Origin of the sequence: Streptomyces anthophorae, assembly GCF_049310305.1 — a bacterium.
Classification (GTDB): Bacteria; Actinomycetota; Actinomycetes; order Streptomycetales; family Streptomycetaceae; genus Streptomyces.
The window spans coordinates 1,290,673-1,307,167 of sequence record NZ_JBLWQQ010000001.1 but is presented as its reverse complement, the minus strand read 5'-3'; the positions used below and the strand labels follow the sequence as shown (position 1 = coordinate 1,307,167).

The window sequence follows — 16,495 nt, the reverse complement described above, 5'->3', positions numbered from 1 at the left end:
CGGGTCGTGAATCCCACCGCCCCGAAGGAGTACTTGTGAGCGAGGACATCTTCGTCATCGGTATGGACGAGGCGAACCTGCCGACCCTGCGCGCGGCCGGCGCGGGCCGCGACTGCCGGTTCCACGGCCTCCTGACCATCGAGGAGTTGCAGGGCGGGGAGGTCTCGGTGCCGGATCTGCTCGACCGGGCCCGCCGCGTGCTCGACGCCTTCGACGGCACGATCGACGCGATCACGGGCTACTGGGACTTCCCGGTCTCCACCATGGTGTCGATCCTCGCCCGCGAGTACGGCACCCGCGCCACCGACCTCGCCTCCGTCGTCAAATGCGAGCACAAGTACTGGAGCCGCCTGGAGCAGCGGGCGGCCGCCCCGGAGGCGGTGCCCGCGTTCGGCCGGGTGGATCTCGACGCGGACGAGCCCGAACTCCCCGACGGACTCTCCTACCCGGTGTGGCTCAAGCCCGCGCTCTCGTACTCCTCCGAACTGGCCTTCGGCGTCAAGCACCGGGACGAGTTCCGCGCCGCCGTGCAGGAGATCCGTGCGGGCATCGGACGCATCGGCCGCCCCTTCGAGTCCGTCATGGAACAGGAGGAACTGTCGCCCGAGATGGCCGAGGTCGGAGGCCTCGTCTGCCTCGCCGAGGAGCGCCTCACCGGGATCCAGGTGGCGGTGGAGGGCTATGTGCACCAGGGCGAGGTGACCGTCTACGGAGTCCTCGACTCCATCAACTACCCGGACAGCTCCTCGTTCCTGCGCCACCAGTACCCCTCGATGCTCCCGCAGCCGGTGATCGACCGTCTGCACGACGTCTCGGCGAAGGTGATGCGCCGCATCGGCATGGAAGGAGCGACCTTCTCGATCGAGTACTTCTACGACCCGGGCACGCAGGACGTCCGCATCCTGGAGATCAACCCGCGCCACTCCCAGTCGCACGCCGAACTGTTCCACTTCGTCGACGGGCTGCCCAACCACCACTGCATGCTCGCCCTGGCCCGCGGCGAGGACCCGCGCATGCCGCACGGCGAGGGCCGCTACGCGATGGCCGCCAAGTGGTACCACCGCTGGTTCACCGACGGCGTGGTGAGCGACGTGCCCAGCCGCGAGCGGCTGGACCGGATCGAACGCGACATACCCGGTGTCCGCGTCGACGTGGCGCCACGCCAGTGTCAGCGCCTGTCGGACCTGTCACAACAGGACAGCTACAGCTACGAGTTGGCGCACATCTTCACCGGGGGCGACAGCGAGGACGAACTGCGCGAGAAGTACGACCGCTGCGTGGCCGCCCTCGACCTCTCGTTCGAGGACACCGCGCCTGCCCCCGACCGACAGCCCGACCCGGCCTGAGCACCCGCACCCCTGCCCCCACGCGAGGAAGGAGGCCAGACCTCCTCTATGCGCACCGTGACCGACCTCCCGCACAAGCTCCGCGAGGAAGCCCACGTCCGCATTCCGATGTCCGACGGCGTGCACCTTTCCGCCCACATCTGGCGCCCCGCCTCGAGCGACGGCGAACCCGTCCCGGCGATCCTGGAGTACATCCCCTACCGCAAACGCGATCTGTCCTCGGTACGCGACTCGATCCACCACCCCTACCTCGCCGGACACGGATACGCGTGCGTCCGCGTCGACCTGCGCGGCACCGGCGACTCCGAGGGCGTCCTGACCGACGAATACCTGGAACGCGAGCAGCGGGACGCCGAAGAGGTCCTCGCCTGGCTCGCCCAGCGCCCCTGGTGCGACGGTGGCACCGGCATGATGGGCATCTCCTGGGGTGCGTTCGCCGCGCTCCAGGTCGCCGCCCGCCGCCCGCCGTCCCTCAAGGCGATCGCCATCGCCTCCTTCACCGACGACCGCTACGCCGACGACATGCACTACATGGGCGGGGCGCTGCTGTCCGACAGCCTGGCCGAGGCCGGCACCATGTTCGCCTACGCGACCTGCCCGCCCGACCCCGAGGTGGTCGGCGGCCGGTGGCGCGACATGTGGCACGAACGCCTGGAGAGCGCGCGGCCCTGGGTGCTGGAGTGGCTGCGCCACCAGCGCCGTGACGACTACTGGCGGCACGCCTCGGTCTGCGAGGACTACGCGGCCGTCCGGTGCCCGGTCCTGGCCTCCAGCGGATGGGCCGACGGCTACTCGAACGCGGTCACCCGCCTCCTCGCCCATCTCGACGTCCCCCGCAAGGGGCTGATCGGCCCGTGGTCGCACAAGTTCCCGCACCTGGGCGAACCCGGGCCCGCCATCGGGTACTTGCAGGAACTCGTGCGCTGGTGGGACCACTGGCTCAAGGGCGCGGACAACGGGGTGATGGACGGGCCCATGCTGCACACCTGGATGCAGGAGAGCGTGCCCCCGTCCACCTCCTACGACGAGCGGCCGGGACGCTGGGTCGCCGAGCCGTCGTGGCCCTCGCCCCACGTACGAGAACGCGTCCACCCGCTCACCCGGCACCGCATAGGCGCACCGGAGACCGACGACGGCGCCCCGCGCGGCGTCCTGACGATCCAATCACCCCTGTCCGTCGGGCAGTTCGCCGGAAAGTGGGCCTCCTACAACGCCCCGCCCGACCTGCCCTACGACCAGCGCGAGGAGGACGGCGGCTCCCTCGTCTTCGAGACGGAACCACTGCCCGAGACACTGGAGATCCTCGGCTCGCCCCGGGTCGACCTGGACGTGTCGGCCGACGAACCCGTCACCATGCTCGCGGCCCGCCTCTCCGACGTGGCCCCCGACGGACGCGCGACCCGCGTCACGTACGGCCTGCTCAACCTGACCCGGCGCAACGGCGGCGACGAACCCGAGCCACTGGAGCCCGGCCGCCCCTACCGCGCCAGTGTGCACCTCAACAGCGTCGCCCAGGCGTTCCCCGCGGGTCACCGCATCCGCCTGTCCCTGTCCACCTCGTACTGGCCGCTCGCCTGGCCGCCGCCCCGGCCGGCACTGCTCGGCGTCCACGAGGGCACGAGCACCCTCGCCCTGCCGGTGCGCCCGCCCCGGCCCCTCGACGACAGGCGCTCCGCGGCGGAACCCTTCGGCCCTCCCGAGGGGACTCCGGCGCTCTCCACCACTCAGCTCGCACCGCCGGAGCAGCGGTGGGAGGTGCGCCGCGAACTGGTCACGTACGGGTGGGCCCTGGAGATCGTCAAGGACACCGGCACGGTCCGCTTCGACGACATCGACCTGGACGTGGGACGCCGTGCGGTCGAGCGCTACGGCGCCGTGGCCGACGACTTCACGTCGGCGACCGGCGAGTCCACCTGGACGATGAACTTCCGCCGGGGCGACTGGGACGCGGAGATCGTCACCCACACGCAACTCACCTGCGACGCGCGGGAGTTCCACATGTCGGCGACGCTCGACGCCTTCGAGGGGCGGCGGCGCGTCTTCTCCCGGACGTGGAACGAGTCCGTCCCGCGCGACCACCTCTGAGCGGGCACCGGGTGTGAGCGGACCCCGCTGTTCCGGTGCCCGGGGCCTCAGTCGCGTCCGAGCGCGCTGCCGTCGAGGTTCCGCAGGAGGTCGGCCGTGTCGGCGTACACCTCCGCGGCCCCCGCGTCCTCCAGTTCGGCGCGGCACACCCCGCCGCTGAGGACGGCGATCGGGAGGACGCCCGCGCGTCGCGCCGCCCGCATGTCCCAGACCGAGTCACCGACGAAGACGCTGCCCCGGGCAGAGGCTCCCACCAACTCCAGGGCATGGTGCACCGGGTCGGGTGCGGGCTTGCCCGCGTCCACGTCGTCGGCGCTCGCGGTGGCGGTGATGGCCTCGTCCGCGTCGATCGCCGCCCTGAGGGCCGTGAGCTCGGGGCCGCTCGCCGAGGTGGCGAGCACGACGGGCCGGCCGTCCGCATGCAGGCGCCGCAGCAGATCGCGGGCCCCGTCGAAGGGGGCGAGGCGCTCGTGCCAGGTGCCGTACAGGGCCTTGTGGCCGGCGCTGATCGCGGAGTCCTCGTCCCGGTCCCGGTCCGCTCCCAGCAGATGCTCCAACAGGTCGGAGGAGCCGAGCCCGATGGCGCCGTGCACGGATGTCATGGGAACGCGGTGACCTGCCTGCCGCAGCGCCTCCCACCAGCACACGGCGTGCAGGTGGTTGGTGTCCACGAGGGTGCCGTCCACGTCGAAGACGGCAGCGTGCGCACTCACGGGGTACCTCCTTGCGGCGGGGTGTCGTCCGGGTCCGGCAGGGGGCGCAACAGCGCGCTCCCGCCCTGCCGCCATCGTGCCAACAGGTGTTCGCCGAGGCGGTCTTCGAGGAATCCGGTGGCGCTCACGCCGAAGGCGACGTCCTCGTCGAGGGAGGGCTCGACGTCCAGCAGGCCTTCGACGACCTCGTGGCGGACCACCTGTTCGTGCACCGCGTCGGCCTCCACGTGCTCGTCGTAGAACCGCTGGGCGGCCGGGCCCGCGTCCAGTCGCCGCAGGGCGTTGGCCAGCCGCCGCGAGCCGGGCGACGACGTGATCTCGACCGTCGCGAAGTGGCCCACCAGGGCGCCGCGCAGGCTTCGGTGCAGGCCGAACAGGGACATGACGTTGACCGTGGCGAGGGCGGACGCGGGGGCGGCATCGAGGTAGTGGCCGTAGGCGGTCTCCAGGCCGAGGTCCTTCATCAGGGCGGCGAACAGGCCGGCGTGAACGTCCTCGGCCCGGCCGGCCCCGAACTCGTCGTACTCGATGGCGGCCATCCCGGCCTTGGCCCGTCCGGTCAGGCGGGGGATGACCCAGGCGTGGGGGTCGGCCTCCTTGAGGTGGTAGAGCGAGCGCAGGGCGGCGTACTCCCTGAACTGCCTGGTGTTTCCGTCGCGTTCGAGATGGTGGCTCACGCTGTCGTCCTGGTGCCCTGCGGGCTCGACCTGTAGCTCGGCCAGTGCCCGGGCGGCGTCCGTCCGGGGCGCCGCGTCGGTGCGCAGCGCGGCGAGGAACCGTTGCTCCAGCAGACGCCGCAGAGCCAGCAGGTCCGGATCCCACTCCAGTTCGGGATCGACCCCGTGAAACCCCTGGTAGTGGAGCTCGTAGAGCACGTACAGGGCGAGTTGGAGATCGTCGCCGTACGGTTCGGCGCCGGCGACTGCGTGTGGCTGCCCCAGGGCGCCGGCGGGGGCGCCGTCGCGCAGCGCGGCGATCACCTGACGGGACAAGTCGCCGCGTGGAGACGGGAGTTCGGGTGATCGGGTACGCGATTCCGGAGGGCGTTGCGGGGGTGTCAGGAGCGTGGGGGTCATGTCTCCTCTCCTTCGCCTTCGGCGCGGTCGCCCCGTCGGGGCGGGGTGGATCCCTGCGTGGCCTTGCGGCGGTGGCTGGTGTCGCACCAGGGAAAGGTGCGGCTGCGGCGGCAGGTGCAGATCGCGACCTGGAAGCGGTGGGACGCGTGCACGGTGCCGTCGCCGTCGGTGACCTCGACGGGCCCCTCCACGAGGAGGGGGCCCTCGCGGTCGACCCTGATGCGGCGCGGACGCTCGGAGGAGTACGGATGCTCCGAGGAGTGCGGCGGCTCAGAGGAGTTCGGCACGGATGACCACCAGTTCTTCCTTCGTCGCTTCTCTGTCGAGCAGACCTTGGGCGCAGAGCCAGCTGTGGTGTGCGCGCACCACCGGGCCGAAGGGCACGAAAGCCCGGTCGATCACCGCCGCTTTCATGCCGAGCCCGTCGAGGCGCTCCAGGCTTTCGTCCTCGCCGCACAGTGTGGAGTGGACCATCAGCAGCGTGCCGCCGGGGCGCAGGGCCCGTGCCGCTGCGACGCAGACGCGGTCGACGACCGTACGGCCGCGGAGCCCGCCGTCCCAGGCCCGCGCGGCACCCCGCGGCGGCAGCGGCCCGGGGGAGGGCACGTAGGGCGGATTGCTCAGCGCCAGATCGAAAGCGCCCGGGTCCGGTACCGCTCCGAGGTCGCCGTGCCGGACAGTGACGGGGGCGTGGCTGAGCAGAGCGTTCAGGCGCGTCGTCCACACCGCCCGCCACGAGATGTCGACCGCCGTCACCCGCGCCCCGTGGCGCGCGGCGGCGAGGGCCAGCGCACCCGATCCGGTGCCGAGGTCCAGCACGGCGGTGCGCGGGGCGACGGCTTCGTGGCCGAGGGCCCGCAGCAGGAGCGCGGTGTCGGCGTCGGGCTTGTACACGCCTCGCGGGGCCAGCAGACGGCGCCGGCGAGGCAGCGGTGCCGCGTCTCCCGCCGTGGGATGTGTCGTCATGCGGTGCTCACCACACTGGCCATCACGGAAATCAGAACCGGACCGTCCTTCCACCTTGCGGCGTCGCGCCACGATCGGCCACTCGAAGCGAGTCGTGACGCTCCGTGCATGCGAGGCGCGGAAACGCGCCGATGAGTAGGAGTGCCCAAGACGGCAGAGCTGAATCGCGGCGAGCGGAGCGCAGGGGACCACTCCAGTCACGGCTCTTACCGAAAACGTGTTACTGCGTCATGATCCACAGAAGCGCAGCGAAGAGAAATCCGAGCAAATGTGCCTGTAGGAGTGATTGATGACGTCTCGTCGCCAGATCCTCGGTGTCCTGGGAGCCGCTCCCGCGATCGCCGCCCTCGGCAGCACCGGCGCGTACGCCGCCGCGGCCGCGCCGGCGGGAGGCTCGACCGGGAGCGGGGGCCGTGTCCGACCCGCCTCGATCATTCCGGTCAGCGGGGACGACACCCCCGAGCAGATCGTCGCCAAGGCCGCCGACGTCGTGCCCAGGAAAGGCCAGTTGGCGTGGCAGCGGCGGGAGATCACGGCGTTCACGCACTTCGGGATGAACACCTTCACCGACCGCGAGTGGGGGTCGGGCGCCGAGGACCCGGCGGCGTTCGCGCCGACCGCCGTCGATGCCGACCAATGGATCCGCACGTACCAGGCCATGGGCGCCGAGCTCGCGATGATCACCGCCAAGCATCACGACGGGTTCACGCTGTTCCCCAGCCGGTACACACCTCATTCGATCCTCGGGAGTCCCGGAAAGCCGAATGTGGTCCGCACGTACGTGGAGGCGGCGCGCGCTCGGGGGATGCGCGTGGGGATCTATCTGTCGCCCTCCGACGGCGGCGAGCTGCCGCACGCATGGCACGCCACCTGGATCGATTCGCTGCGGAAGAAGCAGGCCGAGGGCGGGAAGCTGACCTCGGTGGAGCAGACCGCCGTCGACGACGGCGACCGGGCGCCCGGCGGACTCGGACGGTTCGGCAACGGCAGCGCAGTCAAGGAGCACACCATTCCCACCCTCGTGGAAGGTGACGACCGGGCCGACGCCGTGCGGTCGGGGAAGCTGCCCACGTTCACCGTGCACGTCAACGACTACGACGCGTACTACCTGAACCTGGTCTACGAACTGTTCACCGAGTACGGGCCGTTGGACGAATTCTGGCTGGACGGCGCCAATCCGTGGGCCGACGCCGGGATCACCCAGGAGTACCGCTTCGCGGAGTGGTTCCGGGTGATCGACGCGCTCTCGCCCGACACCGTGGTCTTCGGCGGCCCGGCGGGCGTGCGCTGGGTCGGCAACGAGAGCGGGGTCGCCCGCGAGACCGAGTGGAGCGTGGTGCCGACGACCGCCGACCCGTGGACGTACCACGGCGAATGGCTGCTGCCGCACGGCGCGAGCGTCGACGACATCGGCTCCCGGGCCCGGCTCACCGAGCCCGGGGTGACCCATCTGTCCTGGTTCCCCGCCGAGGCCGATGTCTCCAACCGGCCGGGCTGGTTCCACCACGCGGACCAGAAACCGAAGACGGCGGCGCAGCTCTTCGACCTGTACGAGAAGAGCGTCGGGCGCAACGCGACCCTGCTGCTCAACGTGCCGCCCTCGAAGGCCGGGACCATCGATGCCGCGGATGTCGCCGAGCTGACGGCATTCGGGCAACGCGTCCGGAAGGTGTACGGCGGGCCGGTGGCCGCGAACGCCGACGGGACGACCACCTTCGACCGGGTCGCCGTCCGCGAGGACATCGAGCACGGCCAACGGGTGGAGAGATTCGCCGTCGAGGCCGAGATCGGCGGGACCTGGCGGCAGATCACCACCGGCACCACCATCGGCCATCAGCGGATCCTGCCGCTGGACGCACCCGTCACCGCGCGTCGCGTACGCATCAAGGTGCTCGCCTCCCGCGCGGAGCCCCGCCTCGGCCGGACGACGCTCCACCGGGCGGCCGACTGACCCACGGCCCGCGTCGGTGAGTTCGCCCCGGCCGCGGGTCAGCCCTGCCGGAACGCGTCCAGGATGCGCTCGGCGGCCAGGGTCGCGGTGAGGGTGCCGGCGCGGACCCGGGCCTCGAGGTCCGGAGCCAGGGAACGCACCGCGGGGTCCGCGTGCAGCCGGCGCAGCAGGTCGTCGCGGATCATCGTCCAGGTCCAGTCGACCTGCTGGTCGCGGCGTCGCTCGGCGAGGCGGCCCGATGCGTCGAGGAGCGTGCGGTGCTGCTCCAGGCGGTCCCACACGGTGTCCAGGCCCGTGGACTTCCGGGCGCTGCAACTGAGCACCGGCGGCGTCCAGAAGGCGTCCTTGCCGTGCATCAGCCGCAGCGCGCCCGCCAGTTCGCGCGCGGCGGTCTGCGCGTCGCGGGCGTGCGGGCCGTCGGCCTTGTTGACGCTGATCACGTCGGCCAGTTCCAGGACGCCCTTCTTGATGCCCTGCAACTGGTCGCCGGTGCGGGCCAGGGTCAGCAGGAGGAAGGTGTCGACCATGTTGGCGACGGCGGTCTCCGACTGGCCCACCCCGACGGTCTCCACGAGCACCACGTCGTAGCCCGCCGCCTCCATGACGACGATCGACTCGCGGGTCGCCTGTGCGACCCCGCCGAGCGTCCCGGCCGTGGGGGAGGGGCGCACGAACGCCGCCGGGTCGACGGCCAGGCGCTCCATGCGTGTCTTGTCGCCCAGGATCGAGCCGCCCGTGCGGCTGGAGGACGGATCGACGGCGAGCACCGCCACCCTGTGCCCGAGTCCGGTGAGCATGGTGCCGAACGCGTCGATGAACGTCGACTTGCCGACGCCCGGCACCCCGCTGATCCCGATGCGCCGGGACCGGCCGCTGTGCGGCAGCAGCCGCGTGAGCAACTGCTGTGCCAGTTCCCGGTGTTGGGGCCGGGTCGACTCGACGAGCGTGATCGCGCGGGCGACGGTCGCGCGCTTCCCGTCGAGGACACCCTTGACGTACGTGTCGAGGTCGATGGCCATGGCCCGTGTCACCGGCTCACAGGTCGTCGTGCCCGAGCGTGCCCGCGAGGCGTGCCACGAGGTCGTACGCCGCGTCCGGGATGACGGTGCCGGGCGGGAACACCGCGGCCGCGCCCATCTCCTTGAGCGTCGGGACGTCGGCCGGCGGGATCACGCCGCCCACCACGACCATGATGTCCTCGCGGCCCTCCTCGGCGAGCGCCTCGCGCAGCGCCGGTACGAGGGTGAGATGCCCTGCGGCCAGCGACGACACCCCGACGATGTGCACGTCGGCCTCGACGGCCTGGCGCGCCACTTCCGCGGGGGTCTGGAACAGCGGGCCGACGTCGACGTCGAAACCGAGGTCGGCGAAGGCGGTCGCGATCACCTTCTGGCCCCGGTCGTGACCGTCCTGGCCCATCTTGGCGACGAGGATGCGCGGCCTGCGCCCCTCGGCCTCGGCGAACTCGTCCACCCGGCCGCGGGTGCGGTCCACGTTCGGGGACTCGCCTGCTTCGTTGCGGTACACGCCGGAGATCGTACGGATCTGCCCGGCGTGCCGGCCGTACACCTTCTCCAGCGCGTCGGAGATCTCGCCGACCGTCGCCTTCGCGCGCGCCGCGTTCACGGCGAGTTCGAGGAGATTGCCCTCGCCGCCGGCCGCGCGGGTCAGCGCCGCGAGCGCGTCCTGGCAGGCCGTGTCGTCGCGCTCCTCGCGCAGCCGGCGCAGCTTGTCGATCTGCTGGGCCCGCACCGCGGAGTTGTCGACCTTGAGGACGTCGATCTCCTCGTCGGTGTCCACCCGGTACTTGTTCACCCCGATCACCGGCTGCCGCCCGGAGTCGATACGGGCCTGCGTGCGGGCCGCCGCCTCCTCCACGCGCAGCTTCGGGATGCCGGCGTCGATGGCCTTCGCCATGCCGCCCGCCTCCTCGACCTCCTGGATGTGCTGCCAGGCCCGCCGCGCCAGGTCGTACGTCAGCTTCTCGACGTACGCGCTGCCGCCCCACGGGTCGATGGACCGGGTCGTCCCGGACTCCTGCTGGAGCAGCAGCTGGGTGTTGCGGGCGATGCGTGCCGAGAAGTCGGTGGGCAGCGCGAGCGCCTCGTCGAGGGCGTTGGTGTGCAGCGACTGGGTGTGTCCCTGCGTCGCCGCCATCGCCTCCACACACGTACGTGTCACGTTGTTGAACACGTCCTGCGCGGTCAGCGACCAGCCCGAGGTCTGCGAATGGGTGCGCAGGGACAGGGACTTGGCGTTCTTCGGGTCGAACTGCTTGACCAGCTTCGCCCACAGCAGGCGCGCTGCGCGCAGCTTGGCGACCTCCATGAAGAAGTTCATGCCGATCGCCCAGAAGAAGCTCAGGCGCGGCGCGAACGCGTCGACGTCCAGGCCCGCCTCCCGGCCCGCCCGGAGGTACTCCACGCCGTCGGCGAGGGTGTACGCCAGCTCCAAGTCGGCCGTCGCGCCCGCCTCTTGGATGTGGTACCCGGAGATGGAGATCGAGTTGTAGCGCGGCATCCGCTGCGAGGTGTACGCGAAGATGTCGGAGATGATCCGCATCGACGGCTTCGGCGGATAGATGTAGGTGTTGCGGACCATGAACTCCTTGAGGATGTCGTTCTGGATGGTCCCGGCCAGCTTCTCGGGCGGTACGCCCTGTTCCTCGGCGGCCACGATGTACAGCGCGAGCACCGGGAGCACGGCGCCGTTCATCGTCATCGAGACGCTCATCCGGTCCAGCGGGATGCCGTCGAAGAGCTGGCGCATGTCGTAGATCGAGTCGATGGCGACGCCCGCCATGCCGACGTCACCGGTCACCCGCGGATGGTCGCTGTCGTAGCCGCGGTGCGTGGGCAGGTCGAAGGCGACGGACAGGCCCTTCTGCCCGGCCGCGAGATTGCGCCGGTAGAAGGCGTTGGACTCCTCGGCGGTGGAGAAGCCCGCGTACTGGCGGATCGTCCACGGCTGGTTCACGTACATCGTCGGGTACGGGCCGCGCAGATACGGGGCGACGCCCGGGTAGGTGTCCAGGAAGTCCAGGCCCTCCAGGTCCTGGCCCGTGTACAGCGGCTGCACCGTGATGCCCTCGGGTGTCTCCCACCGCAGGTCGTCGCCGCCCGCCGCCTTCTTCAGCGCCGTACGCCACTCCTCGGCGCTGCCACCGGCCGCGGCCGGGGTCCCCAGGTCGATCGCCGAGAAGTCGGGGATGTTCGGGCTGGGCATCAGGACACTCCCATGCGGTCGAGCGTGGCGGTGAGGACGGCCACGGCGTCGCAGCCGGCGAAGACGTAGGTGTCGACCCCGGCGTACGTACCGGGGCGGCCCGCGAGGAAGACATGGCCTGCGCCCGCCTCGCGCAGCTCGCGCGCGGCGGCCTCGGCCTGCTCCTCGTACACCTGGTCGCTGGAGCACAGGCAGGCCTCGCGCGCCCCGCTCTCCTCGAACGTGCCGTCCGTGACCGCCTCGATGCCGCCCGCCTGGAACAGGTTCGCGGCGAAGGTGAGGCGGGCGGTGTGCGCGGCGACCGGGCCGAGCCCGGCCAGGTGGACGCGGGGGCGGGACCCGGTCGCGGCGAGGTGCGCGTCCGAGCGGGCCCGCAGTGCCTCGAAGGCCTCGTCGCGGCGTACGCGCGGCAGGCCGCCGGACGGCCGCGCCGGAGCGGGCCCCCGGACGACGGCCTTCTCGGCCAGGTCCGGGAACTCGCTGACACCGGTGACCGGTTCACGGCGTGTGGCCAGCTTCTTGCTGCGTGCGGCCCAGGTGGCGGCGAGCCGCTCGCCGAGCAGCCCGGAGCGCAGCGCCGCCGCCTGCCCGCCGGCCGCCTCGATCTCCTGGAAGAACTCCCAGCCCGCGCGGGCGAGTTCGTCGGTCAGACGCTCCACGTACCAGGAGCCGCCGGCCGGGTCGATCACCCGCGCCAGGTGCGACTCCTCGATGAGGATCGTCGAGGTGTTGCGGGCGACGCGCCGGGCGAACGCGTCCGGCAGGCCCAGCGCCTCGTCGAACGGGAGGACCGTCACCGCGTCGGCCCCGCCGACGCCCGCGGCGAAGGCGGCGATCGTGGTCCGCAGCATGTTCACCCACGGGTCCCGGCGCGTCGTCATCACCGACGAGGTCACCGCGTGCTGCCGCTGCGCGCCCTGCTCGGGCGCCCCGCAGACCTCGGCGACCCGCGCCCACAGCCGTCGTGCCGCCCGGAACTTGGCCACCGTCAGGAACTGGTCCGCGGTCGCCGCGTACCGGAACTCGAGCTGCGACAGGGCCTGTTGGGCCGTCAGTCCCGCCGCCGTCAGCGCGCGCAGGTACGCGACGCCGGTCGCCATCGACGCGCCCAGCTCCTGCGCCGCCGAGCCGCCGGCCTCGTGGTGGGGGAGCGCGTCCACGGTCAGCGCGCGGACGCCGGGGTAGTCGGCGAGACACCGCCGGGCCAGCTCCGCCGCCGTCCCGACGTCGTACGAGGTGCCCGTACGGGCCTCGTGTCCCAGGGGGTCGGCGCCGAGGTTGCCCCGTGCGGCGTCGGCGGCGACGCCCGCGCGCTCGTAGGCGAGGAACAGTTGGGCCGCGGCGGCCCCGGTCTCGGCGCCGGCGTCGAGGACGACCGGCGCGAGATCGAGGTAGACGCCGTCGAGCGCGGCGGGCAGCGCGGAGACGGGGAAACCGGCGGTCTCCCCCATGGCCAGCCACAGGGACGTGACGCCGTTCTCCAGGTCGGCGAGCACCGCGGCCGGATCCGCGGCATCGTGGCGCTGGCGCACGTCCCAGCCGCCGGCCACGTTGCCCTCGGCGCGGGCGCCGCGCACGAAGGGGGCGAAGCCCGGCAGCCCGGCCGGGGGAGCCGTGTCGCGGGCGGTGTACAGCGGGCGGGCGCGCAGCCCGTCCTCGAGCGTGGTGGACAGAGCACCTTCCGCTTCGGCTGCCGAGACTTCCTTGCCCGACTTGCGCAGGACACCCGAGACCAGGTGTTGCCATTGCTCGTGTGTCGCGTCAGGGAACTCGGCCGCCAAGGAGAGCCCGTCGTCTGGCAGGACCGTCATGCTCGGATGCTAGGCCAGAGTTAACGCTCGTTGGCAGCTCGCGCCCGTGTGACCTTGTTCTCCTTGCTGTACCGGCCTGTTTCGCCTAGGAGGCGGGGTCCCGGTGGATCAGGCCGGGCCGAGCTCCCCGCGCACGGTCCTTGCCGCGGCCACCAGGTTCTCCAGGGCGGCGCGTGTCTCCGGCCAGCCGCGGGTCTTCAGACCGCAGTCCGGGTTGACCCACAGCCGCTCGGCCGGGATGGCCTCAAGTCCCGTACGCAGCAGGGCGGCGGCCTCCTCCCGGCTCGGGATCCGGGGGGAGTGGATGTCGTAGACACCAGGGCCCGCCTCGCGCGGGTAGCCGTGCCCGGCCAGCTCGCGGGCGATCTGCATGTGCGAGCGGGCGGCCTCCAGGCTGATGACATCGGCGTCGAGGTCGTCGATGGCCTGGACGATGTCACCGAACTCGGCGTAGCACATGTGCGTGTGGATCTGGGTGTCCGGACGTACGCCCGCCGTCGACAGGCGGAACGCCTCGGTCGCCCACCGCAGGTACGCGGCGTGGTCCGCGGCGCGCAACGGCAGGGTCTCGCGCAGTGCCGGCTCGTCGACCTGGATGATCGAAGTGCCGTTCGCCTCCAGGTCGTTGACCTCGTCGCGCAGGGCGAGCGCGACCTGGCGCGCCGTGTCGCCGAGCGGCTGGTCGTCGCGGACGAAGGACCAGGCGAGCATGGTGACCGGGCCGGTCAGCATGCCCTTGACCGGGCGGGCGGACAGCGACTGCGCGTACGACGTCCAGCGCACCGTCATCGGCGTGGGACGGGAGATGTCCCCGGCGAGCACCGGCGGGCGCACGTAGCGGGTGCCGTAGGACTGGACCCAGCCGTGCTGCGTGGCGAGGTATCCGGTGAGCTGCTCGGCGAAGTACTGCACCATGTCGTTGCGTTCGGGCTCGCCGTGCACGAGCACGTCGATGCCGGTCTTCTCCTGGAAGGCGACGACGTCCCGGATCTCGCTCCTGATCCGCTCCTCGTAGCCCTCGGTGTCGATGCGCCCGGCCCTCAAGTCGGCGCGGGCCGTGCGCAGTTCGGCCGTCTGTGGGAACGAGCCGATCGTGGTCGTCGGCAGCAGCGGCAGGCCCAGGTGGGCGCGCTGGGCGGCGGACCGCTCGGCGTAGGACTGGTTGCGCCGGGTGTCCGCGTCGGTGACGGCGGCGGTGCGGGCCCGCACGGCAGGGTCGCGGGTGATGGGGGAGGCGGCGCGCGAGGAGAGGGCGGCGCGGTTCACCGAGAGCTCGGCGGTGATCGCGTCCGTGCCGCGGCTCAGACTCTTGGCCAGGGTGGCGATCTCGGCGGTCTTCTGGCGGGCGAAGGAGAGCCAGCGCCGGATCTGCGGGTCGATGTCGCGCTCCAGGGCGGCGTCCAGCGGGACGTGCAGCAGGGAGCAGGAGGCGGCCACGTCGACGCGGTCGGCGAGGCCGAGGAGGGTGCCGAGTGCGGCGAGGGACTTCTCCAGGTCGTTGACCCAGACGTTGCGGCCATTGACGACACCGGCGACGAGACGCTTGCCGGGCAGGCCGCCGACCGACGCGAGCGCGTCGACGTTGGCGGCCGCCGCCTCGGTGAAGTCGAGGGCGAGGCCGTCGACCGGCGCCTTCGCGAGGACCGGCAGGGCGTCCCCGAGCCGGTCGAAGTAGGACGCGACGAGCAGCTTGGGCCGGTCGCCTGCCGTGCCGAGAGCGCGATAGGCCCGCTCGGCGGCTTCGAGGTCGGCCGCGGTGCGGTCCTGGACCAGGGCGGGCTCGTCCAGCTGCACCCACTCGGCGCCGGCCGCCCGCAGGTCCGCGAGCACCTCCGCGTACACCGGCAGCAGCCGCTCAAGGAGCGTCAGCGGGTCGAAGCCGGCGGGGACGCCCGGTGCGGGCTTCGACAGCAGCAGGTACGTGACCGGGCCCACCAGGACCGGGCGGGCGGCGAGCCCCTCGTCGCGGGCCTCCTTGAACTCGGCGACCTGCTTGGCGGAGTCGGCGGCGAACACCGTGTCGGGGCCCAACTCCGGCACCAGGTAGTGGTAGTTGGTGTCGAACCACTTGGTCATCTCCAGCGGCGCCACGTCCTGGGTGCCGCGGGCCATCGCGAAGTACCCGTCCAGGGCGTCGGCCGCGACGGCCGCACGGTGGCGCTCGGGGATCGCGCCCACCATGACCGTGGTGTCCAGGACGTGGTCGTAGTACGAGAAGTCACCGGTGGGGACCTCGTCGATGCCGGCCGCGACGAGTTCCCGGCGGTTGGTGCGGCGCAGTTCGCAGGCGGTGGCACGCAGCGCGTCGGCGGTGACGCGGCCCTTCCAGTACCCCTCGACGGCCTTCTTGAGCTCCCGGCCGAGGCCCTGGCGCGGGTAGCCGTACACGGTGGCCCGTGCTGTCGCGGCTGCGGTCTTGGTGGTCACGGAGTTCTCCTTCGAGAGACGTATCCCATGGATCCCGAGGACCGGAACGCGTGAAGGAGCGACAGAACCGGCGGTGCGACCTCGCGCGGGCGAGGCGCGGTGGTCCGCCGGATGTGTGCGCCGACCCGCCCTCGAGGTCACCGGGATGTCCGCGCACGCGTCGTACGAGCACGGGCAGATGGCAGGTCTTCGGACTCGCGGGCACGTCCTTCGAACGAACGAGGACACCTACTGGCCGTCGCTTCCCAGGTCCCGTCTGTCGGACCCAGTGCGTGTGACGGCGGTCGTTCCCACTCACCGCTGCGGGGCAGTCCCGGATTCCCACCGGGTTCCCTCTTGCGACGCATCCCGCCTGGCTGACGGGGCGAACCAGCTGCACCGCCCACCCTACGGGCCGGTGCCGGAGGGTGGCCAGGAGACACGGAACCCGGTCGGTGACATGGAACACGGCGTTGCACAATGCAGGGATGGATCACACGGTCATGAAGGTCGTCGCGGCGGCCGTCGTCGAGAACGGACGGCTGCTCGTCGTCAGCAAACAGGCGGCACCGGACGTCTACTTCGTTCCCGGCGGCAAGCCCGAGCCGGGCGAGGAACCGGAGGAGACACTGGTACGGGAGCTGCGCGAGGAACTCGGTGTCGAGCCGGGCCGGCTCGAACCGCTCGCCGTGGTGGAGGAGCGGGCTGCCCTGGAGGGCGTTCCGATGCACCTGACGGTCTTCGCCACGACACTGATCGGCGATCCGGTACCCGCGGCCGAGCTGTCCGCCCTGCGCTGGACCGACGGACGGGATCCGGACCTCAGGCTCGCCCCCGCCGTCGAACACCATCTGCTGCCGCTGCTGCGGGAGTTGGGAAGGATGGAACCGGCCGTCCCGGGCCATGCATGACACGT

The 16,495-nt window shown here is 71.8% G+C and carries 12 protein-coding genes and 1 riboswitch; of the genes, 4 read left to right on the top strand and 8 right to left on the bottom strand.

Translation table 11 applies throughout. From position 1 onward, the window contains the following. Positions 1-62: 62 nt before the first annotated feature. Positions 63-1,346, top strand: a complete 1,284-nt coding sequence (locus ACNYS0_RS05765) for an ATP-grasp domain-containing protein (RefSeq protein WP_422482468.1) — start codon at positions 63-65, stop codon at positions 1,344-1,346. 48 nt (positions 1,347-1,394) lie between these two features. Next, positions 1,395-3,431, top strand: a complete 2,037-nt coding sequence (locus tag ACNYS0_RS05760) for a CocE/NonD family hydrolase (RefSeq protein WP_422471571.1) — start codon at positions 1,395-1,397, stop codon at positions 3,429-3,431. 47 nt (positions 3,432-3,478) lie between these two features. Here ACNYS0_RS05760 and ACNYS0_RS05755 read toward each other — a convergent pair whose 3' ends face one another. Genes ACNYS0_RS05755 through ACNYS0_RS05740 form a run of 4 tightly spaced genes read right to left on the bottom strand, consistent with a single transcriptional unit; the run spans position 3,479 to position 6,186 of the window. Then, complete coding sequence (locus tag ACNYS0_RS05755) at positions 3,479-4,144, bottom strand: HAD family hydrolase (RefSeq protein ID WP_422471570.1); 666 nt, start codon at positions 4,142-4,144, stop codon at positions 3,479-3,481. Beyond that, the gene (locus ACNYS0_RS05750) at positions 4,141-5,220 is read right to left on the bottom strand and encodes an iron-containing redox enzyme family protein (RefSeq protein WP_422471569.1); all 1,080 of its coding nucleotides are present in this window, start codon (positions 5,218-5,220) and stop codon (positions 4,141-4,143) included. The genes ACNYS0_RS05755 and ACNYS0_RS05750 overlap by 4 nt, the downstream gene beginning before the upstream one ends. Continuing rightward, positions 5,217-5,507: a CDGSH iron-sulfur domain-containing protein gene (locus ACNYS0_RS05745; protein WP_422471568.1), complete on the bottom strand. Its 291-nt coding sequence runs from the start codon at positions 5,505-5,507 to the stop codon at positions 5,217-5,219. The genes ACNYS0_RS05750 and ACNYS0_RS05745 overlap by 4 nt, the downstream gene beginning before the upstream one ends. Then, positions 5,491-6,186 (bottom strand): HemK2/MTQ2 family protein methyltransferase, encoded by a 696-nt coding sequence (locus ACNYS0_RS05740; protein ID WP_422471567.1) that lies wholly within the window; start codon positions 6,184-6,186, stop codon positions 5,491-5,493. The genes ACNYS0_RS05745 and ACNYS0_RS05740 overlap by 17 nt, the downstream gene beginning before the upstream one ends. Before the next feature lie 289 nt (positions 6,187-6,475). Between ACNYS0_RS05740 and ACNYS0_RS05735 the strand changes: the two genes are divergently transcribed. Beyond that, positions 6,476-8,137, top strand: a complete 1,662-nt coding sequence (locus ACNYS0_RS05735; protein ID WP_422471566.1) for an alpha-L-fucosidase — start codon at positions 6,476-6,478, stop codon at positions 8,135-8,137. Positions 8,138-8,175: 38 nt separating this feature from the next. Here ACNYS0_RS05735 and meaB read toward each other — a convergent pair whose 3' ends face one another. The 4 genes from meaB to metE form a co-directional block, all read right to left on the bottom strand. After that, on the bottom strand, positions 8,176-9,156 hold the full coding sequence (gene meaB / locus ACNYS0_RS05730) for a methylmalonyl Co-A mutase-associated GTPase MeaB (protein WP_422471565.1): 981 nt from the start codon (positions 9,154-9,156) through the stop codon (positions 8,176-8,178). A gap of 16 nt (positions 9,157-9,172) precedes the next feature. Beyond that, positions 9,173-11,362, bottom strand: coding sequence for a methylmalonyl-CoA mutase (gene scpA / locus ACNYS0_RS05725; protein ID WP_422471564.1), 2,190 nt, complete (start codon positions 11,360-11,362; stop codon positions 9,173-9,175). Next, positions 11,362-13,173 (bottom strand): methylmalonyl-CoA mutase family protein, encoded by a 1,812-nt coding sequence (locus tag ACNYS0_RS05720; protein WP_422471563.1) that lies wholly within the window; start codon positions 13,171-13,173, stop codon positions 11,362-11,364. Before ACNYS0_RS05720 ends, scpA begins: the two co-directional genes overlap by 1 nt. A gap of 108 nt (positions 13,174-13,281) precedes the next feature. Beyond that, positions 13,282-15,600, bottom strand: a complete 2,319-nt coding sequence (metE, locus tag ACNYS0_RS05715) for a 5-methyltetrahydropteroyltriglutamate--homocysteine S-methyltransferase (RefSeq protein WP_422471562.1) — start codon at positions 15,598-15,600, stop codon at positions 13,282-13,284. Between the two features lie 163 nt (positions 15,601-15,763). Next, positions 15,764-15,989: riboswitch (cobalamin riboswitch) on the bottom strand. A gap of 78 nt (positions 15,990-16,067) precedes the next feature. On the opposite strand from metE, the gene ACNYS0_RS05710 reads away from it, so the two are divergent. Continuing rightward, positions 16,068-16,490: an NUDIX domain-containing protein gene (locus ACNYS0_RS05710; protein WP_422471561.1), complete on the top strand. Its 423-nt coding sequence runs from the start codon at positions 16,068-16,070 to the stop codon at positions 16,488-16,490. Positions 16,491-16,495 lie beyond the last annotated feature (5 nt).